The 19,664-nt window shown below is 67.1% G+C and carries 19 protein-coding genes, 1 tRNA gene and 2 pseudogenes; 13 read left to right on the plus strand and 9 right to left on the minus strand.

Annotated elements, in window-relative coordinates; genetic code table 11:
• Positions 1–13 precede the first annotated feature (13 nt).
• A tRNA-Thr gene (locus MYXE_RS02030) sits at positions 14–86 on the plus strand.
• On the opposite strand, the gene MYXE_RS02035 is transcribed toward MYXE_RS02030, so the two are convergent.
• Complete coding sequence (locus MYXE_RS02035; protein WP_161552028.1) at positions 77–1,900, minus strand: hypothetical protein; 1,824 nt, start codon at positions 1,898–1,900, stop codon at positions 77–79. The genes MYXE_RS02030 and MYXE_RS02035 overlap by 10 nt on opposite strands.
• Here MYXE_RS02035 and MYXE_RS02040 point away from each other — a divergent pair.
• Entirely contained in the window at positions 1,866–2,810 is a 945-nt protein-coding gene (locus tag MYXE_RS02040; RefSeq protein WP_003921644.1) for a GDP-mannose 4,6-dehydratase, read from the plus strand. The genes MYXE_RS02035 and MYXE_RS02040 overlap by 35 nt on opposite strands.
• Here the strand turns inward: MYXE_RS02040 and MYXE_RS02045 are convergent.
• From MYXE_RS02045 to MYXE_RS02055, 3 genes are read right to left on the minus strand one after another with little or no spacing between them, the layout of a single operon-like run.
• On the minus strand, positions 2,807–3,148 hold the full coding sequence (locus MYXE_RS02045) for a DUF2304 domain-containing protein (protein WP_003921645.1): 342 nt from the start codon (positions 3,146–3,148) through the stop codon (positions 2,807–2,809). The two genes, MYXE_RS02040 and MYXE_RS02045, sit on opposite strands and share 4 nt — an antisense overlap.
• A complete protein-coding gene (locus MYXE_RS02050; protein ID WP_003921646.1) occupies positions 3,145–3,834 on the minus strand; it encodes a glycosyltransferase family 2 protein in 690 nt (229 codons plus the stop codon). Before MYXE_RS02050 ends, MYXE_RS02045 begins: the two co-directional genes overlap by 4 nt.
• Positions 3,835–3,859: 25 nt before the next feature.
• The gene (locus tag MYXE_RS02055) at positions 3,860–5,176 is read right to left on the minus strand and encodes a hypothetical protein (RefSeq protein WP_172468574.1); all 1,317 of its coding nucleotides are present in this window, start codon (positions 5,174–5,176) and stop codon (positions 3,860–3,862) included.
• A 197-nt stretch (positions 5,177–5,373) separates the two neighbouring features.
• On the opposite strand from MYXE_RS02055, the gene MYXE_RS02060 reads away from it, so the two are divergent.
• Complete coding sequence (locus MYXE_RS02060) at positions 5,374–6,348, plus strand: TerC family protein (protein ID WP_112650000.1); 975 nt, start codon at positions 5,374–5,376, stop codon at positions 6,346–6,348.
• Positions 6,349–6,365: 17 nt separating this feature from the next.
• Positions 6,366–6,723, plus strand: a pseudogene (locus MYXE_RS02065) (alpha-hydroxy-acid oxidizing protein); the annotation flags it as partial.
• 242 nt (positions 6,724–6,965) lie between these two features.
• Here MYXE_RS02065 and MYXE_RS02070 read toward each other — a convergent pair.
• Positions 6,966–7,742, minus strand: coding sequence for a hypothetical protein (locus MYXE_RS02070; RefSeq protein WP_039890622.1), 777 nt, complete (start codon positions 7,740–7,742; stop codon positions 6,966–6,968).
• On the minus strand, positions 7,739–8,164 hold the full coding sequence (locus MYXE_RS02075; RefSeq protein ID WP_003921652.1) for a hypothetical protein: 426 nt from the start codon (positions 8,162–8,164) through the stop codon (positions 7,739–7,741). The genes MYXE_RS02070 and MYXE_RS02075 overlap by 4 nt, the downstream gene beginning before the upstream one ends.
• Positions 8,165–8,308: 144 nt before the next feature.
• On the opposite strand from MYXE_RS02075, the gene MYXE_RS02080 reads away from it, so the two are divergent.
• Genes MYXE_RS02080 through MYXE_RS02090 form a run of 3 tightly spaced genes read left to right on the plus strand, consistent with a single transcriptional unit; the run spans position 8,309 to position 10,652 of the window.
• Positions 8,309–8,785, plus strand: coding sequence for a hypothetical protein (locus MYXE_RS02080; RefSeq protein ID WP_232061704.1), 477 nt, complete (start codon positions 8,309–8,311; stop codon positions 8,783–8,785).
• Positions 8,782–9,090: a PE family protein gene (locus tag MYXE_RS02085; RefSeq protein ID WP_003921654.1), complete on the plus strand. Its 309-nt coding sequence runs from the start codon at positions 8,782–8,784 to the stop codon at positions 9,088–9,090. The genes MYXE_RS02080 and MYXE_RS02085 overlap by 4 nt, the downstream gene beginning before the upstream one ends.
• Positions 9,091–9,092: 2 nt before the next feature.
• On the plus strand, positions 9,093–10,652 hold the full coding sequence (locus tag MYXE_RS02090) for a PPE family protein (RefSeq protein WP_232061705.1): 1,560 nt from the start codon (positions 9,093–9,095) through the stop codon (positions 10,650–10,652).
• A gap of 86 nt (positions 10,653–10,738) precedes the next feature.
• Here MYXE_RS02090 and MYXE_RS02095 read toward each other — a convergent pair whose 3' ends face one another.
• The gene (locus MYXE_RS02095) at positions 10,739–11,227 is read right to left on the minus strand and encodes an inorganic diphosphatase (protein WP_085193062.1); all 489 of its coding nucleotides are present in this window, start codon (positions 11,225–11,227) and stop codon (positions 10,739–10,741) included.
• Positions 11,228–11,387: 160 nt separating this feature from the next.
• Between MYXE_RS02095 and dacB the strand changes: the two genes are divergently transcribed.
• From dacB to hpt, 6 genes and pseudogenes are all read left to right on the plus strand, one after another.
• Entirely contained in the window at positions 11,388–12,767 is a 1,380-nt protein-coding gene (dacB, locus tag MYXE_RS02100; RefSeq protein ID WP_085193061.1) for a D-alanyl-D-alanine carboxypeptidase/D-alanyl-D-alanine endopeptidase, read from the plus strand.
• Positions 12,764–13,819 (plus strand): zinc-dependent metalloprotease, encoded by a 1,056-nt coding sequence (locus MYXE_RS02105; RefSeq protein WP_085193074.1) that lies wholly within the window; start codon positions 12,764–12,766, stop codon positions 13,817–13,819. The genes dacB and MYXE_RS02105 overlap by 4 nt, the downstream gene beginning before the upstream one ends.
• On the plus strand, positions 13,798–14,760 hold the full coding sequence (gene tilS, locus MYXE_RS02110; RefSeq protein ID WP_003921659.1) for a tRNA lysidine(34) synthetase TilS: 963 nt from the start codon (positions 13,798–13,800) through the stop codon (positions 14,758–14,760). Before MYXE_RS02105 ends, tilS begins: the two co-directional genes overlap by 22 nt.
• Positions 14,761–15,001: 241 nt before the next feature.
• Positions 15,002–15,301, plus strand: coding sequence for a PE family protein (locus MYXE_RS02115; RefSeq protein WP_003921660.1), 300 nt, complete (start codon positions 15,002–15,004; stop codon positions 15,299–15,301).
• A 12-nt stretch (positions 15,302–15,313) separates the two neighbouring features.
• A pseudogene (locus MYXE_RS24905) lies at positions 15,314–16,566 on the plus strand (PPE family protein); the annotation flags it as partial.
• 30 nt (positions 16,567–16,596) lie between these two features.
• A complete protein-coding gene (gene hpt, locus MYXE_RS02125) occupies positions 16,597–17,232 on the plus strand; it encodes a hypoxanthine phosphoribosyltransferase (RefSeq protein WP_085193059.1) in 636 nt (211 codons plus the stop codon).
• Here the strand turns inward: hpt and MYXE_RS02130 are convergent.
• Together MYXE_RS02130 and MYXE_RS02135 are read right to left on the minus strand one after the other, a co-directional pair.
• The gene (locus MYXE_RS02130) at positions 17,229–17,945 is read right to left on the minus strand and encodes an SIMPL domain-containing protein (protein WP_085193058.1); all 717 of its coding nucleotides are present in this window, start codon (positions 17,943–17,945) and stop codon (positions 17,229–17,231) included. The genes hpt and MYXE_RS02130 overlap by 4 nt on opposite strands.
• 20 nt (positions 17,946–17,965) lie before the next feature.
• Complete coding sequence (locus MYXE_RS02135) at positions 17,966–19,597, minus strand: HNH endonuclease signature motif containing protein (protein WP_232061706.1); 1,632 nt, start codon at positions 19,595–19,597, stop codon at positions 17,966–17,968.
• Positions 19,598–19,664 lie beyond the last annotated feature (67 nt).

Here is a 19,664-nt window from a genome sequence, read left to right on the forward strand (position 1 = left end):
CCCGGCAGGGCATGCCACCTTAGCTCAGTCGGCAGAGCGGCTCACTCGTAATGAGCAGGTCAGGAGTTCGATTCTCCTAGGTGGCTCTCACCAGGTAGCCCACCGGCCCGGCGGCGATGCACACGGCCAGCGCCGCGGTGTCGGCCCGCGCGGTGATCGCCTCACCCGCTCCGGGAAGGCGCACGTACACGCGGTTGAGGCCCGGATGCACCGGAACCTTGACCGTGGGGCCCTCGGTCAGCGACAGCATGAGCGAGCCGTCGCTGTTGGCCAGGTAGTTGATCTCGGTGGTCCAGTCCGCGGGCAGCAGCGGCCCGTCGAGCACCAGCCGCGCCGGTCGGTCCGGCTGGGCAAAGTATCCGCATTGCGGCATCGGTCCCGGCAGGATCGTCCGCACCCAGGCCACCCGTGCACCGACCAGCCACCCCGAGCTGTCGAGTATCCGCAATTGCGTTGTGGTCGAGGCGAATTCAGGCCTGTCCCGCAGCAATGCGAATATGTGGCTGGCCAGGTTCTCCGGCCAGGCCACCCGCTGCAGCACCAACGGGTCGACCTCTTGGTCGAGCAGCGGTGCCGACGACGCTGCGCGCGCGTCAGCCAAACTTCGGCGCGCATGCTGCAGATACGGCTGGGCGGGATTGTCACGCCAGGACCGCAGGAATGTCGCCGTCGAATACAGGCTGCTGGCCACGAACAGCGTCACCACGCTCGCCGTCACCGCGGTGCGCGCCGCAGACGCATCCAGCCAGCGCGAGGATGCTCGATTCGGCGCGCAGAATCCGACCGCGGCCAACAGCGCCAGCACGACGACCAGATCGGGGAAATACCGCAGGGTTTGGGCCAGTTCGAGCGCAGTGAACCGCGACGAGCGCATCAGATAGATCGGCACCTGGCAGGCGACCGCGTAGCCGGCCGCGGCGAGCCATATCAACCCGACGCGACGCTTGCGAAGCAGGGACACCGCCAGCGCCGCAGCCAGCACCAGCCAGCCGAGCGCCCGCACCGCCGGCGGCGGCGTCGCCCACGGCGAGGCCGGCGCCCACCGGTCCCAGGCCCACGGTCCGCCGGCCAGGCCCGGAACGATGCCGTGCGTGATCGAGCGGCGCAGCAGGTCACCGGTCATCGTCAGGTCCGTGCTCCACCGTCGCTGGTCCACCACCACCAGATACAAGCCAATCCAGGCACCGGTCAGCGCCAGCGACGCCGCCCACAACCGAAAACCGGCCCGCCACACCGTCACCAGCGCGGCCGGGCGACCCTGCACGTGGCACAGCAGCGCGGTGACCATGAACGCAACGAACGGGATCACCGCGGCCTTCTCGAAGAACAGCAGGCCACCGAGATACGCCAGCGCACCGGTAACCGCGTAGCGCTGGTTCCCGGTGCGCACCAACAGAACTGCGTCGGCGCATACCCAGGCCAGTGCGGCCAGCATCGGCAACGAGTTCAGGGCTGCGGCCCACCACGCGAAACCCGGAACCCCGAGCGGGGTAAACAGCGCGAAGGTCAGCGGGACCAGCAGGACCGGCCGCCAGCCCAGGATCGCGTGCAGCGCGCGCAGCAACGCCAGCGAGACCAGCAGCTGCAGTACCACCAGGCTGATCGCCGGTCCGACCCAATTCAGCGGCGCCAGCCGGGCGATTACCCCGGCCACCAGATACGCGGCCGGCATCAGGTGCCCGTCGTGGTCGTCGAACAGGTATGACGGCGACAGCAGATCATGGGTGCCGGCCCGGCCGACGAGAATCAGGTCGTCCCAGTAGAAGTAGCCGCCGAACGCCAGCACCGCACGGACCGCCAGCTGGACTGCGATCAACGCGGCGGCGGCCAGCGCGACCCGCGGAGCCCGTCGGTATGGTGGGCCGGTGCGTGCACTGGTTACCGGGGCAGCCGGTTTCATCGGCTCGACGCTAGTCGACTGTCTGATCGCCGACGGTCACACCGTGGTCGGGCTGGACAACTTCGCCACCGGCCGCGCGACCAACATCGAACATCTGGCAGGCAATCGCGAATTCGTGTTCGTCGAGGCCGACATCGTCACCGCGGATTTGCAGGCCATCCTCGACCAGCATCGCCCGGAGGTGGTGTTCCACCTGGCTGCGCAGATCGACGTGCGGCATTCGGTGGCCAACCCGGAGTTCGACGCCTCGGTCAACGTCGTCGGCACGATCCGGCTTGCCGACGCGGCGCGGCGCGCCGGCGTGCGCAAGATCGTGAACACCTCCTCGGGCGGATCGATTTACGGCACTCCGCCGACCTACCCGACCAGCGAAGAGGTGCCGACCGACCCGGCGTCGCCGTACGCCGCGGGCAAGGTGGCCGCTGAGATCTACCTCAACACGTTTCGACACCTCTACGGCCTGGAGTGCTCGCATATCGCGCCGGCCAATGTGTATGGGCCGCGCCAGGATCCGCACGGCGAGGCCGGGGTGGTTGCGATCTTCGCGGAGGCACTGCTGTGCGGCAAGCCCACCAAGATCTTCGGCGACGGCGGCAACACGCGCGACTATGTCTACGTCGACGACGTGGTGGATGCTTTCGTCAAAGCGGCCGGACCGGTGGGCGACGGCATGCGTTTCAATATCGGTACCGGAGTGGAAACCTCAGACCGCCAACTGCATTCGGTGGTGGCGGCCGCGGTCGGCGGGCCCGACGAGCCGGAGTTTCGTCCGCCGCGGCTCGGCGACCTGAGGCGCTCCTGCCTCGATATCGGCCTGGCGCAACGGGTTTTGGGCTGGTCGCCGCAGGTCGAATTGGAGGAAGGCGTGCGGCGCACCGTCGATTACTTCCGGCGGCTGCACGAAATCTAGCGCTGCTCGGGGGCTTGGGCGCTTCCGAGCGCGATGGCGCGGGCCAGCCGGGCGTAGCGCAGTTCCAGGTCCTTGAACCGCAGGTAGGTGCTGAGCGTGGTGAAACTGAACGCGATGATCAGCGCGTAGAGCATCAGGTCGGTGCCGCGAGCCACCCCCAGCCAGTGCGCCACCACCGTAGTGTCGTTGGGCCGCAGCACGGCGTAGATTGCCGCGAGCACGAACACGACATAGCCGACTTTGACCCAGGCCCGCGACTGCGCGCTGCGCCGCGAGCGCAACAGGTAGACCAGCAGCGCAATGATCGAAAAGATCAGCAGCACCTGTATCCAGTTCAACGCGGCATCCTTCCACGCAGGAATCCGTCGAAAATGATGTTGACACCGTTGAGCAGCGGCTGCCCCTTGGATTTGGAATAGTCGGTGTAGAGCACCTCGACGGGTTCTTCGGTTACGCGCCAACCGTTTTCGTCGATCAGCATGATGAACTCGGTGGCGTGGCTCATCCCGCTCATCGTGATGTCGAGCTTGTCAGCCACCTTCTTGTTGAACACCCGCAGGCCGTTGTTGGTGTCGGTTAACCCGAGTCGGCGACCGCGCGGGCTCAACCACGCCCCGGTGCGCAGCACGATCCGTTTCAGCAGTGGCGGCCGGTTGCCGCCGCGCCGGCCGAAGCGGGTTCCGATGACGATGTCGACGTCACCGGCGCTGAGCCGGTCGACCATGGTGACCAGGTCTTTGACACGGTGCTGGCCGTCGCCGTCGAACGTGGCGAAGACCTGTGCGCCGGGCTGACTGCGGGCATACTCCACACCGGTCTGGATCGCAGCCCCCTGGCCCAGGTTGACCGGATGGCGCACCAAGTGCGCCCCGGCCCCCAGCGCAATCTCGCCGGTTCCGTCGGTACTGCCGTCGTCCACACATACGGCGTGGTCGAAGACCGAGCGGACGTCGGCGATAACCTCGCCGATGACCGCGGCTTCGTTGAAGGCTGGAACAACGATCCAGACGTCGGGATAACCCATGTCGATGCCCCAAGCTACACGCCGATCAGCGGCGCGTACGGGCAAGCGCGGCCAGATGTATCGCGATCCCGACCAGCGGACCGCACAGCAGCGCGACGACCGTGCGGGTTCCCAGCGGCATCGGCAGGAGCAGGAGCAACGTCGACGCCACCGTGGCGCCCACCCAGCCCAACGCATAAGCCCGGTGCAGCGCCGCGGCGACACTCGCGGCCCCGGTCAGCGTCAGCATGGCAATTGCCAGCGCCGCAGCGGTCAGCCAGGCCAGTAGGCAGCTGGCGGCGTGGTAGCCGGGCCCGAACCCGACCCGCAACAACCACGGGCCCACCAGCCCCGCGGCCACCACCCCGACCGCGCCGATCCCACCCACGACCGCTGCCGGGCCGATCAGCGCCCGCAGCCGGTCGGTGCGCTCATCGACGAAATGCGCAATCAGGTTGCCCTGCATCGCGGTCAGCGGAACCAGCAGCGGTGCCCGGGTCAAGGTCACCGCCAAGATGACCACCCCGCCTTCTGCGCCCAGCTCGGCCGAGGTCGCCTTCAGCAGCACCGGGAATCCCATCACCAGGATGGCGCTGGCACCGGCGGCGGTGATCGAGTGGCCCACCCCGCGCAGGAAGGTGGCGGTGCTTCCGGGCGTGAGCAGCCGGGCCGCGGCCCGCGCGGTCGGGGAGGCGATCAGCATGATCAGCCACGCCGTCGCCCCCGCCACCGTGGCCCACAAGAATCCCCGCAGTCCCCAGCCGATGACGAACGTCGCGAGCGCGACCGCGACCCGGATGGTGGCGTCGGTCACCATCAGCGCCCCATATTGGCTCCAGCGGTTGGCCCCGGCCAGCACACCCAGCAGCGTCGCGTGCACGCAAAAGCTGGCCAGGCCTACGCTCAGCAACCCCACCGAAAGCCAGCGGGCATCGACGAAGACCTGCCGGCTCCACAGCGTCGAGCTGCCCGCGATCACCACAGCCGCCGCCACCCCGACCACCGCGGCCACCCGCAACGGATGAGTGCGGCCGTCCGGCAGTATGTCGGTGTAGCGCGCCGAGCGGACCTCCCGGGTGGTCTCTTGCAGAAGCCCGTTGGCGGCGCCGGTGGCCAAGCCGAACGCGCCCCAGAACACCCCGAACACCGAAAACCCGGCCGGCGCCAAATCCCGCGCGGCCAGGTAGATCACCGCGTAGCCGCACAAGGCCGTCAGAACGGTCGCCGTGCCGACGCGGGCCACGCTGCTGCGTGCGATCGGCCCGGTGGATGCTCCTTCGAAAGCAGCCGACGCTGAGGCCCCGCCGACCTCGGTCACGGCGACGACAGCTGCCGAGCGCGCAGCTTGGGTATCGGCACAGATCGAAAATACTAAGAGCCGGTCCCCAGCCCGACAGCTTCCGTTAACCCTGATCTGAAAGACTGCTGGCAAGAGGGGAGTATTCCGGCACCGCGGCGTCGTCATCCCGTCGACCGCCATCGGCCGACCGGCGTCGCGGACCGTGGTGCACTCGGCGGTGGAAGAGACCTCTGGCTTTCCTTGAAAGCGGAGGTTGTCCTTTGCACGACCCGTTGCACGACGTCGAATGGCTCGTCGTTTTAGGCATCGCGATCGCAGTCCTTTTGTTCGACGTCGTGGTTATCGCACGCCGGGCGCACCAACCAACGATGCGCGAATGCGCAATCGCGCTATCGACCTATATCGGGCTCGCCGTGTTGTTCGGGATCTGGGTCTGGCACTTCCAAGGCCCGCAGTTCGCGGTGGAGTTCTTCGCCGGGTCGCTCACCGAATACAGCTTGTCGGTTGACAATCTCTTCCTGTTCATCGTCATCATGGCGAGCTTCAAAGTTCCCCGGATCTACCAGCAACAGGCGCTGCTGGTCGGGATCGTGATCGCGTTGATCCTGCGCGGCATCTTCATCGCACTTGGCGCAGTGGCCATCCGACAGTTCTCGTGGGTCTTCTATCTCTTTGGCGCGTTTCTGGTGTACATCGCCGTCAAACTGGCCCGGAACCACACGCGTGACCGAGACGCGGAGAACGTGATCGTCCGGTTCGCGCGCAGGCGATTGCGTACCACCGACACCTGGGACGGCGTCAAGCTCTACGTGAAACAGGGACCTGACCGGCTGGCGACGCCGATGTTTTTGGTCATCCTCGCGCTTGGCGCCACCGACCTGGTTTTCGCGCTCGATTCCATACCGGCGATCTACGGGCTCACCCGCGAGCCGTACTTGGTGCTCGCGGCCAACGTGTTCGCGTTGATGGGTCTGCGACAGCTGTACTTTCTGCTCGGCGCCCTGCTGGACCGCTTGGTGTATCTGTCTCGAGGACTTGCCGTGATCCTGGCGTTTATCGGGGTGAAGCTGCTGCTACATGCCCTGCGGGAGAACGAGATCCCGTTCATCAACGGTGGTCGGCACGTCGAGGTGCCCGAGATCCCGACGCTGCTCAGCCTGGCGGTCATCGCGGTGACACTCGCGCTCACCGCGCTCGCCAGCCTGCGGGCCACCCGGGTTGCCGACGCCAGCTAGGTGGGTATCCGCGGCCCATGGGGTTCGCCGAGTACCAGAACGAGCTATATCAGCACGGCCAGACCGGCCGGCAACCGCCGTATCCGATCGTTTTCACCGATCTGGAGGCAAAGGCCGGTGCGGCGATGCCGCCGAGCACACCCAGCAGGTCAACTGCGAAGCGTTCAAGCGCTGGGGATTGCTGCCCCGCATGGGGGTCGCCCCGACCGAGCGTGATCTCTCCGTCGAGGTGTTCGGCACAACGTGGCAGGCTCCGGTGTTTATGGCGCCGATCGGTGTCATCGAGGTGTGCGCTCAAGGCGGCCACGGCGACTTGGCGGCAGCCCGCGCGGCGGCCCGCACCGTGTGCCGTTCTTCGCCGGAACACTCTCGGCCGGTAGCTGTCCTTGGTGTTTCGCGCTAGCCCGGACGCCTGCGCCATCGCGATTTTGGCCTGCTGCTTCAAGCGGTACCGTTCCAGCCGTCATTCGGCCCGGCGTTCATTGGCCGCGGTGATCGCCCGCAAACCCCCGCCGATGGCGCCCCCGAGCGGGAAGACCAGCCACCAGAAATTCGCAGCGAAATGCCACATCGGGTTCACAGCTGCCAGGATGCCACCGCGGTGGGTTGGCCGGGTGTCAGTGTTGTCTGACGACAAAGCGCGGCGCGGTCCGCCACCGCCGACGACCGCCCGGCTGGCGCGTGGGCGGCTCGAGCAGCAACACTGCCCGGCCGTCCACGAGTACCGGATGCACCCAGTCGCCGAGCTCGATAGGCTCGCCGGTGCCCGGTCGGCGCCCCTGACCGTCGCGGACCTCGTCGATGGATGCCAGCGCGCGCAACTGGGCGACGGTGGCTTCGGCAGGCAGTCGCTCCAGCCCCGGCAAGGTGATGAACAGTCCGTCGTTGCCAGACAGGTGCAGGCCCACCGCGGCCAGCGCGCCGATCACCCCGTCGCAGCTGCCGCCGTGACCGGACAGATGCACGCCGAGGCCGGCAGCAAGTTCGTGGGCTTGGTTGGTGCACAGCACTTCTCGCTTCGCTCGGCGGCCGAAGTCGACCAGCGCGGCGCGGTTGAGCCGGCGCGGGATAGCCACCGCGAGCCCGGGATCGGCGTCCGGCGGACAGACCCGCTCGAGGAAACCGCCAGCGAGCTCGACGACTTGCGTCCGGACATCCTCGGGGTTTCCCTTAGGGCTTCGCCAGGCCAGGCAGGCGCTGGAATTGTGTGTGGTGTAAGGGATTTGGTCGTCCAAGTGGAGCTGATGCCGGGTAGCCCCGGCGGGCGTCCCCAGACCTGCCGCGGCCAGCTCGCAAAGCAGCGCCCGGGCGCGGCGCCCGGTTCCGGGGCTGCGCAGGTTGTCGGTGTCGTCGATGCCGATGAGGAGATCCGCACCGGCCAGCACGCGTCTCACGGGTTGACGACCAGGGCGGTGACGTCGCGCACCCAGCGCTCGATATCGAGTTGAGCACCGGCGAGCTTGACGGTGTTCCGTTTGGTGAGAGCCAAGATGACCTGGTTGTCGAGTTCGGCCGCGCTGAGTGTTTGGGCCGGGTCGCGTCCTTCGACACGCAGGCTCTCGACGTTCGTGACGCCGGCAGCGTGGATAACGCAACGCACCGTGGGCCCCTTCTGGACTCGGGTCCCGCGCGATTGCGGTGTGACGACCTCGGCCTGCGGAAGGTGCTGCAGCTCCGACAGCGTCAACCGGGCGAGAACCCGGCCGGCTTCGTAGACGATGACGTCGCCGCCACGACCGCCACCTGGCATGACGCACGCACTGAGCGTCAGCACCGCCAGTAGCGCAGCGAGCAGCCGGGAAGCAGCGATCCGCATCTACGCAAGATAAATGGTTGATAATTGCGCATTCAAGAATGAAAAATGGTAATTATTCCGTATGTGAGGTTAAAATAGACTATGCCTTGCGCCTGTCATTCGCCGATCGCCGGTTTGTCCTTCTCCCGGGAGGCTCTCGTTCCGGTGCTTTCGGTTGCCGCGATCGCCTCCTACGCGGGCATGAGGATTCCGATGGGGCTGCCCGGACATCGCGGATTGATCTGGCTGACCTTGCTGGTCGTCGTTGCCCTCGTGACACGGCGGCGCAAGACCGTGATCATGGTGGGTGCTGCCTCGACGACGGCGACGTTGATGTCCGGTGTCCAGCCGTGGGCGAGTGGGTGCTATCTGGCTGCTGCGCTAATGCTCTATGCGGTGACCGCGACGCCGACGCTGCGCCGTCGGCCGTGGCTGGTGGTGCCGGCTGCCGCGCCGATCCACCTCGTGGCGTTGGCAGTCCCGATAGCTGCTCTGCCCGTGTGGGTTTCGCCTGGGCTCGACGTAAAGCTGCTGTGGCACTTGGTTTTCGGATTGGTGGCAGGACTGGCGGGCTGGGGCGTGGCGCTGGGCATTGGCCTTGCACCGCAGTTTGGCCGGGTCACAAAGGAGGCCGGATCATGATGTTGCGAGTGGTTCCCGAAGGTCTGACGGCGACCAGTGCGGCTGTCGAAGCCATCACCGCCCAGTTGGCGGCCGCGCACGCTGCAGCGGCTCCGGCGATCACCGCAGTGGTACCGCCGGCGGCCGATCCGGTGTCGGTGCAGGCCGCGGCGATGTTCAGTGCGCGGGGCGGCCAGCATACGGCGGCAGCAGCCAAGGGCGTCGAAGTACTGGGCCGCGCCGGCGTCGGGGTGGCCGCGGCCGGTACCGGTTACGCCGCCGGTGATGCCGAGGCCGCGTCGACGTATTCGGTCGGCGGCGGCTGACGATGATCGCACCAGTATGGATGGCGTTTCCGCCGGAGGTGCATTCGTCATTGCTGAGCAGCGGTCCCGGGCCGGGCCCGCTGTTGGCCGCCGCCAGCACGTGGAATGCGCTGAGCATCGAATACGAAACCGCCGCAAGCGAATTGACCTCGGTATTGTCCAGCGCGCAGGCGGTGTGGGAGGGGCCTACCGCTGAACGGTACGCAGCCGCGCATCTGCCATATCTGGCCTGGTTGCGGTTGGCCAGCGCAATCAGTGCCGAAACGGCCGCTCAGCACGAGACGGTGGCCGCCGCCTACACCGCGGCGCTGGCCGCGATGCCGACCATGGCGGAGCTGGCCGCCAACCACGCTATCCATAGGCTGCTGGTGGCGACCAATTTCCTTGGGATCAACACGATTCCGATCGCGCTCAACGAAGCCGACTATGCGCGGATGTGGACTCAGGCGGCCACCACGATGAGTACCTATCACGCCACAGCAGAAGCTGCCAGCAGCGGCAGCGGCGGCGCGGGTGGGGGAGCAGGTGGCGGCGTGGGGGCGGGCAGCGGCGCCCGAGGCGGCGGCGGCTCGTTCCAGTTGCCGACACCGGAGGAGATCTGGCAAATGCTCTTCGGTCCCGACGGGGAACAAATCCCCGGCCAAGGCCAACCCAACTGGAGTCCCGAGCAGTACTTGCAGAATCTGCCGAATTTCTTCAACGGCAACGCCCAAGCCCTGGCCTGGCTGCAACAGAACTGGCAGGGCTTGCTAAATCCCTCCCAGGCTCCGGCGCTCATTTCCTACTTCATCGCGTGGCAGACCTATCGGATCGTCAACTGGACGCTGCGAACACTGCGTTTCCTCATTCAGGAGCTGCCGCTGCTGATTTCAGTGGGCTTGAACCTTGCGATCGTCAACCTGGGCGGTGTGGCGGCTCTCACCGGGCCTGCTGGACTGTCGGGACTGGCCGGTGTGGCTCAGCCGGTGGGCGCTCCCGCCGCCGCGCCGCTGCCCCAACCCGCGGCCCTGGGCGGGCAGCCGGTGGTGGCCGCGCCTGCCACCGCAACGACTTCGGGGGTCCCGGCGGTGCCCGCCGCGCCGGCCGCATCGACCACGGCAACCGCCGCCCCCTCCCCAGCGCCGCCCGCGGTGCCTCCTGTCCCACCGGCACCGGTCACCGGTACGGAGGGTTTCGGCTACATGGTTGGCAGCCTCGGTCTCGGCCAGGAGTCGGCGCTATCCAGCCGCACCAGGTCCAGGCGCTCGCCCGTCGACACAGCTGCAGCCTCGGTGTCTGCCACCGCCCCAGACCAGCAGCGGCCGCGGGCACGCCGGCGCCCCGGGACCGTCATCGACCGAGGCTACGGCTACGAATACCTCGACATCGACAACGAGCCGACTACCGGCGTCGCTACGCCGTCGGCGTCGACAAATGCGGCCGGGCCGCTGGGCTTCGCCGGGGCGGTGTCCAAAGCCGCAACCCGGGCGGCCGGGTTGGCAACGTTGCCCGGTGACGAGTTCGGCCCCGGTCCGACCATGCCGATGCTGCCGCGCACGTGGGATCAACAGCACGACAACTAGCGAAAAGATCACAGCCGCGACGCGCTTGTTGGATGTTCATGTCGCGGTCGAAGCCGCCCAGCGCAGCGGCCGATCGCGCAACGGGCCTAATGCCCGCTGGTCTTGAAGCGTTCGATCGAGCGCTGCACTTCGGCTTCGGCCTCGGCGCGGCCCACCCAATCGGCCGTCTTCACGAACTTGCCCGGCTCCAACGCCTTGTACTGCGAAAAGAAGTGTTTGATCGCATCCAATTCGAACCGGGGGACGTCGTCGATGTCCTTGATGTGATCCCAACGCATATCGCCGGCCGGAACGCAGAGCACCTTGTCGTCACCGCCGGCTTCGTCGGTCATCCGGAACATGCCGACCGGCCGCGACTTGACCAGCACACCCGGATACACCGGCTCGGGTAGCAACACCATCGCGTCGAGCGGGTCGCCGTCTTCACCCAGGGTGTCGTCGATGAAGCCGTAGTCGGTCGGGTAGACCATGGAGGTGTAGAGGTAACGGTCCAGATAGATCCGCCCTGACTCGTGGTCGATCTGGTATTTGTTGCGCTGGCCCTTGGGGATTTCGATGGTCACGTCGAACTGCACCGTGCCGGCTCCTTCGCAAAGTCGCTGACCGTCGGCTGACGTCGTGGGTCATGGGTCAGGTCAACCCTAGTGCAGCGATACCGAGCACAGAACAGCTGCCAACCCGGCGGCGGTCGGAGATCGGTTCGGCACAATTAAGACAAGAACAGGCAGGAGAGTCATGCGTCCCACTCGGTGGCGGCGATCGACCCACGCGATCATCGGGGTAGCCGTGCTCGCGGTGGTCGCTGCCCTGGTGGCGGCGGCAGCGTGGCTGACCTCGAGCGCCCGCGACGCCAAGACGGCGCGGACCTCGCCGGAGCCGCACACTGTCGCGGCGCCGCCTGCGGTGGTTCCGGTCCCCGCCAGCGCCCCCGCGCCGACCGAAGCGGGGCTGTCCGCGACGCTGGCGCCGCAGGTGGCCGACCCGAATCTGGGCCGGCTGGGCGGCCGGATCACCGATGCGATGACCGCCAAGGAGCTCTGGCATCAGCTTGACGACGTGCCGCTGCTGCCGGCGTCCACCAACAAAGTGCTGACCGCGGCCGCCGCGCTGCTGACGCTGGACCGAGAGGCCACGGTCACGACGCGGGTGGTCGCCGGTAAGGAGGCGGGCGTCGTTGTGCTGGTGGGCGGCGGCGATCCCACCTTGTCGGCGGTGCCGCCCGGCGGGCAGTCGTGGTACCACGACGCCGCACGCATCAGCGATCTGGCCGGTCAGGTTCGCCGCAGTGGGGTGAAGCCGACCGCGGTCAAGGTGGACACCTCGGCATTCACCGGCCCAAAGACTGCGCCGGGTTGGGACCCGGCCGACATCGACGGTGGTGACGTCGCACCGATCGAGCCGGTGATGCTCGACGGTGGACGTGTTCAGCCGGCGACTCCGGACTCCACCCGCTCGCACACCCCGGCTGTGGATGCCGGGCGCGCGCTGGCTACCGCACTCGGCGTCGACCCTGCGACGGTGACGTTGGCAACGGCGCCGCCCGGTGCCCGGGAGCTGGCCGCTGTCCGCTCCGCGCCGCTCATCGAGCGTCTCGGCGAGATGATGGACGCCTCCGACAACGTGATGGCCGAGTGCATCGCACGCGAGGTGGCGGCCGCTACGCATCGGCCGCACAGCTTCGCCGGCGCCGTCGACGCGGTGATCAGTCGGCTGGCCGCCGCGGGAGTCGACACCTCGGGGGCCACGCTGGTGGACTCCAGCGGGCTGTCGCTCAACGACCGGTTGACCGCCAAGACACTCGACTCCGTGGTGCAGGCTGCGGCCGGGCCGAACCAGCCGACGCTGCGGCCGCTGCTGGATTTGCTGCCGATCGCCGGCGGCAGCGGCACGCTGTCCAACCGTTTCGTCGACCCCGCCGCCGACGGGATCGCGGCGGGCTGGTTGCGGGCCAAGACCGGTTCACTGACCGCCGTCAACTCCCTGGCCGGGGTGGTCACCGACAACAGCGGACGGGTGCTGACGTTTGCGTTCATCTCCAACGACGCCGGCCCGACCGGCCGTTTGGCGATCGACGCCCTGGCCGCGCGGCTGCGCACATGTGGATGCGCGACATGACCGGATCCGCTGAGCTGACCGTCGGACGCGCTATCGACTGGCGCTTCGCCGCAGAGGTCGGTGAGCGGCTTGCTCGCCCGGGTCCGCCGGCGACCGAGTACACCCGACGCCAGGTGATCGCCGATCTGACCAGCGCGGCTAAGGCAGCCGAGCCGCCGGTGCGGGAGGTCACCGGCCTAGACGTCGGCGGGCCGGTGCCCGAGGCGCGGGTCGTGGACCGGCCGCAGTGGATCCGCGCGGCGGCGGAGTCCATGCGGGTGATGACCGGCGGGACCGACAAGCCACGCGGCTTTTTCATCGGACGGCTCACCGGCGCGCAGACCGGCGCCGTGCTGGCCTTCGTGTCCTCGGGAATTCTCGGCCAGTACGACCCGTTCGCCGCCGGCAACGGAGGCTGCCTGCTGCTGGTGTACCCCAACGTCATCGCCGTCGAGCGTCAACTGCGGGTACGGCCCGCCGACTTCCGGCTGTGGGTGTGTCTGCACGAGGTGACCCACCGGGTGCAGTTCACCGTCAATCCCTGGCTGTCCGGCTACATGTCGCAGGCGTTGGCCGTGCTGACGCGCGAAAGCCGGGAAGATGTCAGCCAGGTGCTAGGCCGGCTCGCCGAGTTCGTCCGCAGTCGCAGGGACGCCGGCGGTGTCAACCCGGACGGCAACTCGCCGGGAGTGCTGGGCCTGCTGCGCGCCGTGCAGTCCGAGCCGCAACGGGAGGCGCTGGATCAACTGCTGGTGCTCGGCACCCTGCTCGAGGGCCATGCCGATCACGTGATGGATGCTGTCGGGCCGAGGGTGGTCCCGTCGGTGGACACCATCCGCCGTCGGTTCGACGAGCGTCGCCACCGCAAGCAGCCCCCGCTACAGCGGTTGCTGCGGGCGCTGCTGGGCATCGACACCAAGCTAAAGCAATACACCCGAGGCAAAGCCTTCGTCGACCAGGTGGTCAGCCGGGTCGGCATGCAGCAGTTCAACACGATCTGGTCAGGTCCCGAAACGCTGCCATTGCCCGCGGAAATCGAAAACCCGCAACGATGGATCGACAGAGTGCTGTAGGGCAGCTCACGACGGCTGTCAAGGCATTTACCGACACCTACCTCGCCGGAGTTGAGCGCTGGTGCGTGGGGCTTTCCGGTGGCCCCGACTCGTTGGCGCTCACCGCGGCCGCGGCCGGCCTGCGCCCTACCACCGCGCTGATCGTCGACCACGGCCTGCAGGCCGGCTCGGCCCAGGTCGCCGCCACCGCGCGACGACAGGCTATGGAGCTGGGATGTGTTGACGCGCAGGTACTTTGCGTACAGGTGGGTGCTGACGGCGGCTTGGAGGCGGCCGCCCGCACCGCGCGCTATGAGGCGTTGCAGGCCGCCCGCGGGGACCGTCCAGTGCTGTTAGCGCACACGCTCGACGACCAAGCCGAAACGGTGCTGCTCGGACTGGGCCGCGGCTCGGGCGCCCGCTCGATCGCGGGCATGCGCCCGCATGATCCGCCGTGGTGTCGGCCGCTACTGGGCCTGCGGCGTGCCGTGACCCATGCCGCCTGCGACGAGCTGGGCCTGGCCGCATGGCACGACCCCCACAACAGCGATCGCCGGTTCACCCGCACCCGGTTGCGCCAGGAGGTGCTGCCGCTGCTCGAAGAGGTCCTCGGCGGCGGGGTCGCCGAAGCACTGGCACGCACCGCGACGGCGTTGCGAGAGGACAGCGAGCTCATCGACACACTTGCGGCGCAGGCGCTGGCGGCCGCCACCACCGGTGACGGACTCGACACTGCGGCACTGGCCTCGCTGCCCGACCCGATTCGCCGGCGGGTCATCCGCCGCTGGCTGCTGGCCGGAGGCGCTATTGGATTGACCGACAAGCAGATTCGCGGGATCGACACCCTGGTCACCGCGTGGCGCGGGCAGGGCGGGGTGGCCGTCGGGTCCACACTGCGCGGTCAGCGGCTGGTTGCCGGGCGACGCGACGGGATGTTGGTTTTGCGCCGCGAGCCCGTGTGACAGGGCTCGCGCCGTCCGGCCGCAGTTGAGACAAAGTGGCCGCCCATACCATTACTCATCACCGCGACAAATTATTTCGATGAAATGCATAGTCGACTCATTAAATACAATTTTAACAATGGACGTTTGTTTACGCCTCTATGAATAATAAGCGCGGTTTCTATGCGTTTGCTCAGCGCACAGGCATTACCTCGAAATAGCCGCTTAGCATCACGGCGACCGTCTTCGAGGAGGAAAGTAAATGGCACTTGTAATCACAGAGCCGGAGATGCTGGCAGCGGCCGCCGGAGATTTTCACGACATCAATTCGGTGCTGAGAGCCACCAACGCGGCAGCCTCAGGCCCGACGACTGCGGTGATGCCGGCCGGCGCCGACTTGGTATCGGTGCTGACCGCTGCACAGTTCGTCGCGCACGCACAGCTATACCAAGTGGTCTGCGCCCAGGCTGGGGCGGTCCAAGACCAGTTGGCGACGACGCTGGGCGTCAGCGCCGGTTCGTACGCGGTCACTGAGGCCGCCAACACCGCCGCGTGCAGCTAGGAAAAGTAAGCCATGTTGGATTTCGCTGCATTGCCGCCGGAAGTCAATTCCGCGTTGATGTATTCCGGGTCTGGCTCAGGTCCGCTGCAGGCTGCCGCGGCTGCGTGGCAAGAGCTGGCTGCCGAACTCCGCGGCACCGCATCCGCTTACCGGTCCGTGACGGCCGGCCTAACAGGAGGGCCGTGGCAGGGGCTTGCTGCGGCGTCCATGGCCGCCGCCACCGAGGCCCATATGGGGTGGCTCGACGGTGCTGCCGAGCAGGCCGAACAAGCGGCCACTCAAGCCGCCGCAGCGGCTCAGGCCTATGAGACAGCGTTTGCCGCGACGGTGCCGCCGCCGGTGATCGCGGCCAATCGGGCGTTGCTGATGCAGTTGCTGGCGACGAATGTTCTTGGCCAGAACATTCCGGCTATCGCGGCTACAGAGGCTCACTATGCCGAGATGTGGGCGCAGGATGCCGCGGCGATGTACGGCTATGCCGGCGCAGCGACCGCGGCCTCGACGTTGACGCCGTTCGCTGCGCCTGCGCCGTCAACCAACCTGGCCGGGCTGGCGGCCCAGAACGCTGCGGTCGCGCAGGCTGTCGGCGCCTCGACGGGCACGACAGTGCAGGAACTGTCGCAGTTCACGTCGGCCGTGCCCGGCGTGCTGGCAAGGCTTGCGGGTTCAGCTACTTCTCCGCCGTGGCTTGCCGGGCTCGGTCTGACCTTGGAGCCGTCCGGCTCCGGCGTGATCGTCGGCGGGGTACTCGGCGACATGCTGGCGGGGATCAGCGGGTCGTCAACGTTGAATGCGGCCACGCCATTTAATGCGTTTGCGCGACAGATTTCCAACGTAAGGCTTTTCGCCACCGCATTCAGGGATATTGAAGGCCTCGCCTCTAAGGCCCTAGACACAATGGAAAAATCCGCGAAGGCCACCGGCGAGGCCGCGGCCAAGGCCGCCTCGGCGTTGCCGAGCATTCTTCCGGCCGCGGCGGCCCAGGCCTGGCTGGCGGCCTAGGCGGAGCGACGGGAAGTGTGGGCAAGGCCGCGTCGATCGGCGTGTTGTCGGTGCCGAACAGTTGGGCAGCGGCGGCGCCGACCTCAAGTGCGACGTCGGCAACACTGGCGGGCGCGGGCTGGACGGCTGCCCCGCAGGAAAGCGCCTCGGTGGTACCGGCACCCGGGATGCCGGGTGTGGCGTCGGCCACGCGCAATGCTGCCGGCTTCGCCGCGCCGCGGTACGGCGTCAAACTCACCGTGATGGCGCAGCCGCCGGCCGGGGCTGACGATCCAGTAGGCCAGGTAGCCACAATCGGAGGCGCCGATGTTGGCCGCGGCTTGGCGGCATGGCACGCTGTGGTCGTGGCAGCGCAATCGGGCGAGCTGTACCCCGGCGACATCAAATCGGTGCTGCTGACCGGGCAACAGATTCAGGCCCGCACCGCCGAGCTCGGCGCGATGATCGGTGACGACTACCGCGGCGTGACCGATGTTCCCGGTGCTCAAGACCTGCTGCTGATCACCGTATTGAAGGGCGCGGTCATGTTCGTCACCGACCTGGCACGCGCGATCCCGCTGCCGACCCAGTTCGAGTTCATGGCCGTCAGCTCCTACGGCTCCTCGACGTCGTCGTCGGGCGTGGTGCGAATCCTCAAAGACCTCGACCGCGATATCAACGACCGCGACGTGCTGATCGTCGAGGACGTCGTGGACTCCGGACTGACGCTGTCGTGGTTGCTGCGCAACCTCGCCACCCGGCGTCCGAGGTCGCTTCGGGTATGCACGCTGTTGCGCAAGCCGGATGCGATGCGCGCCCACGTGGACATCGCATACGTGGGCTTCGACATTCCCAACGAATTCGTCGTCGGCTACGGCCTCGACTACGACGAGCGCTACCGCGACCTGCCGTACATCGGCACCCTCGATCCGCGCGTTTACCAGGACTAGTCCAGCTCCCAGACCGCCGTCACCGAGAAATCCACTGTCTGCTGGCCGGGTTTCAGCGGAACCTCGGTGGCCATCGGTGCCCGAGGCAACGGCGTTGGAGTGGGTGTAGCGGAGGTTTCCCAGATCGAAATCACTTCACCTAAGCGGAGTCCCGATAGCCGCGCGTACTGGTCGGCTCGATCCCTGGCGTCGTTGAACGCGCGAGCCCGCGCGTCCTTTACCAACTGGGAATCGTTCTCGATGGAATAGCGCACGGAATTGATTCGGGTGGCGTCGCCGCCGGCGCTGACGATGACGGCCAGCACATGCGACGCCGAATCCAGCTTGCGAACCTTGACCTGGATCGAGTGTTCGGCGTGGTAGCCGGTGATGTTTCCTTCGCCGCCGCCGTACTGGGGTTGCACGCTGACATTCGTCGTACTGATATCCGGCGGACTCACTCCAGCGTCTGTGAGCGCGTTGATGACCGCTTGCTGCCGTTCGTTTGTCCGGTTCATCGCGGTTGTGACGTCGGGCGCAGTCAATTCGATGCCGGCGTCGACGGTCAACGTATCCGGAACACCCTGAGCTTGGCTCGACCCCGTGACGGTGACTTGGCGGGTATTGTCGTCGACCGATGCCGTGCCGGCATCGCACGCGGACACCGCGACCGCTGTGACACTTAGCGCTAGCACAGCACGCAACCACGGTTTCCCGCTCGTAGCCAAGGACATGACTGGCACCCTAGCGTTTGTCAGAACGGCGGATCGTCAGGCAGGGGTTCCAGCGGGGGAGGTCGCCAATCGGGCGGCAGCTCTTCGGGTTCTCGAGGATCGTTCACCCAGGTACAAAAGGGGCTGGTGCTCGGTGTGCCCTTGAACAAAAACAGCATGTCGCGCATATGGTTTCGAAACTTGCGGGCATCGATCTCTTGTTTGCGGGCCTCTTCGAGGTAACGCCGTGCTTTGTTGACGGGCCGCTGCTCGCGATTGTGCTTGCGCGCGCAGGCGATTCGAGCTGCGCGTTGCTTCGAGCGGCTGCGGCGGCTCGGTGTAGGTGCTACGCACACGGGAGCGCGCAGCTGCGGGAAAAGGTCTAATCCCTCGGGCACGGTGCGATAGGTGTGCCCTGCGGGTGAGACCCAGATCACTGTGCCGTCCGCCAGCTGCCTATCACGCCACCCACCGAAAGTCTTCAGCCGGTGATGTTGGCGGCAAAGGCATTTCAGATTCCATGGCACAGTCAACCCACCAGCTTTCGGGTTGGCATGGTTGAACGGAATCGTATGGTCGATATCACAGACCATGGCCGGGCGGCTGCATCCTGGGAACCGACACGTCAAATCCCGGCACCGGATCGCCCGTTCCAGCGCCGCGGACGGTTGATACCGCAAGGCCTCCGCTGGCGTCACCCTAAAATCAGCCAACCTTATCGATGCAGCCGCGGCGAGCTGGCGAACCTGCTCGGCGTCGATGACACCGCAGCCCTCGAGGTAGCCGGGCTGGGCGCTGTCGCCGTAGACCGTTTGCCCGCTGGCCACCACATTCACGACGACTTGTGCACCACCCATATCGCGACCTTCGGTGCTCGCGGTTTTCTTGGGGCAGAACGATTTTCCGCAGCAGCACGCCAGGCGACGTCCTTCAGTGAGCGCGGCGAGCGCATCGGCGCGGCGCTGATCCAGTGTTCGCGGATCGTCTGGGCACACTTGTTTGGCCAATTCCGATAGCCGCCGGTCGAATGCCGTGGCCGCCGACGCCGCTACGGTGCCATGAATCTCTGCCATGCCATGCTCACCGGCGATGGTCGCGATGTACCGGTCATCCTCGGCGCGCCGGCGACGCTCACGGGCGGCATCGGGATCGGCGACGCGCACTGCGGCATCGACGGCATTGACTATGCGCTGCCGCGACCAGCCCTGCCACTTGCCGATACGGGACGCCAGCGACTCGTCGAGCTTCGCGATCACTGTCTCATCGGTGACCAAGTCGGTGCGGCTAATGATCAATCGCACCGTGCGCCAATCAGTTCGGCCTTCGGCAAGCAGTGCAGCTACCTGAGGGAGCCGAGTGTCGAGCGCGTTGGCGTACGAGACCACATAGCTCGCGGCCGTCGGGGACAGATTCATCACCGCGGCCACCTCGGCCGTCGTCTGATCGAACCCGTCGATCACCGCATAGCCGCGCTCGGTATCGGCTGGCTCTGGCTCGGCCAACCGCTGTTGCAGCAGGGCCGCCACCGCCGCCAGCCGCCGCGCCACCAGTATCGACTCCAGCCGATGTGCCGACCCGATCACCTCCACCAGCGCCGATGCCTGCAGAGTAGCCGTCGCGGCGGGCTCACCGACCCCGGCGGCCTCCAGCGGATCAGTCGCGGTGTCAAACATAGTTTCGACGATAGGTGGCTGCACTGACGGCGACGTCGACCGAGGCGGCTCATGGTCCGGGTTATCC

The organism is Mycobacterium xenopi (assembly GCF_009936235.1).
Classification (GTDB): domain Bacteria; phylum Actinomycetota; class Actinomycetes; order Mycobacteriales; family Mycobacteriaceae; genus Mycobacterium; species Mycobacterium xenopi.

Excerpts from the sequence above, each read along its gene's own strand:
- MYXE_RS02035 (WP_161552028.1), bottom strand. The coding sequence starts at position 1,900 with ATGAAACCGGCTGCCCCGGTAACCAGTGCACGCACCGGCCCACCATAC.
- MYXE_RS02085 (WP_003921654.1), top strand. The coding sequence starts at position 8,782 with ATGATGTTGCGAGTGGTTCCCGAAGGTCTGACGGCGACCAGTGCGGCT.
- MYXE_RS02075 (WP_003921652.1), bottom strand. The coding sequence starts at position 8,164 with ATGCGGATCGCTGCTTCCCGGCTGCTCGCTGCGCTACTGGCGGTGCTG.
- MYXE_RS02090 (WP_232061705.1), top strand. The coding sequence starts at position 9,093 with ATGATCGCACCAGTATGGATGGCGTTTCCGCCGGAGGTGCATTCGTCA.
- tilS (WP_003921659.1), top strand. The coding sequence starts at position 13,798 with ATGGATCGACAGAGTGCTGTAGGGCAGCTCACGACGGCTGTCAAGGCA.
- MYXE_RS02130 (WP_085193058.1), bottom strand. The coding sequence starts at position 17,945 with ATGTCCTTGGCTACGAGCGGGAAACCGTGGTTGCGTGCTGTGCTAGCG.
- dacB (WP_085193061.1), top strand. The coding sequence starts at position 11,388 with ATGCGTCCCACTCGGTGGCGGCGATCGACCCACGCGATCATCGGGGTA.
- MYXE_RS02050 (WP_003921646.1), bottom strand. The coding sequence starts at position 3,834 with ATGGGTTATCCCGACGTCTGGATCGTTGTTCCAGCCTTCAACGAAGCC.
- MYXE_RS02135 (WP_232061706.1), bottom strand. The coding sequence starts at position 19,597 with ATGTTTGACACCGCGACTGATCCGCTGGAGGCCGCCGGGGTCGGTGAG.
- MYXE_RS02105 (WP_085193074.1), top strand. The coding sequence starts at position 12,764 with ATGACCGGATCCGCTGAGCTGACCGTCGGACGCGCTATCGACTGGCGC.
- MYXE_RS02115 (WP_003921660.1), top strand. The coding sequence starts at position 15,002 with ATGGCACTTGTAATCACAGAGCCGGAGATGCTGGCAGCGGCCGCCGGA.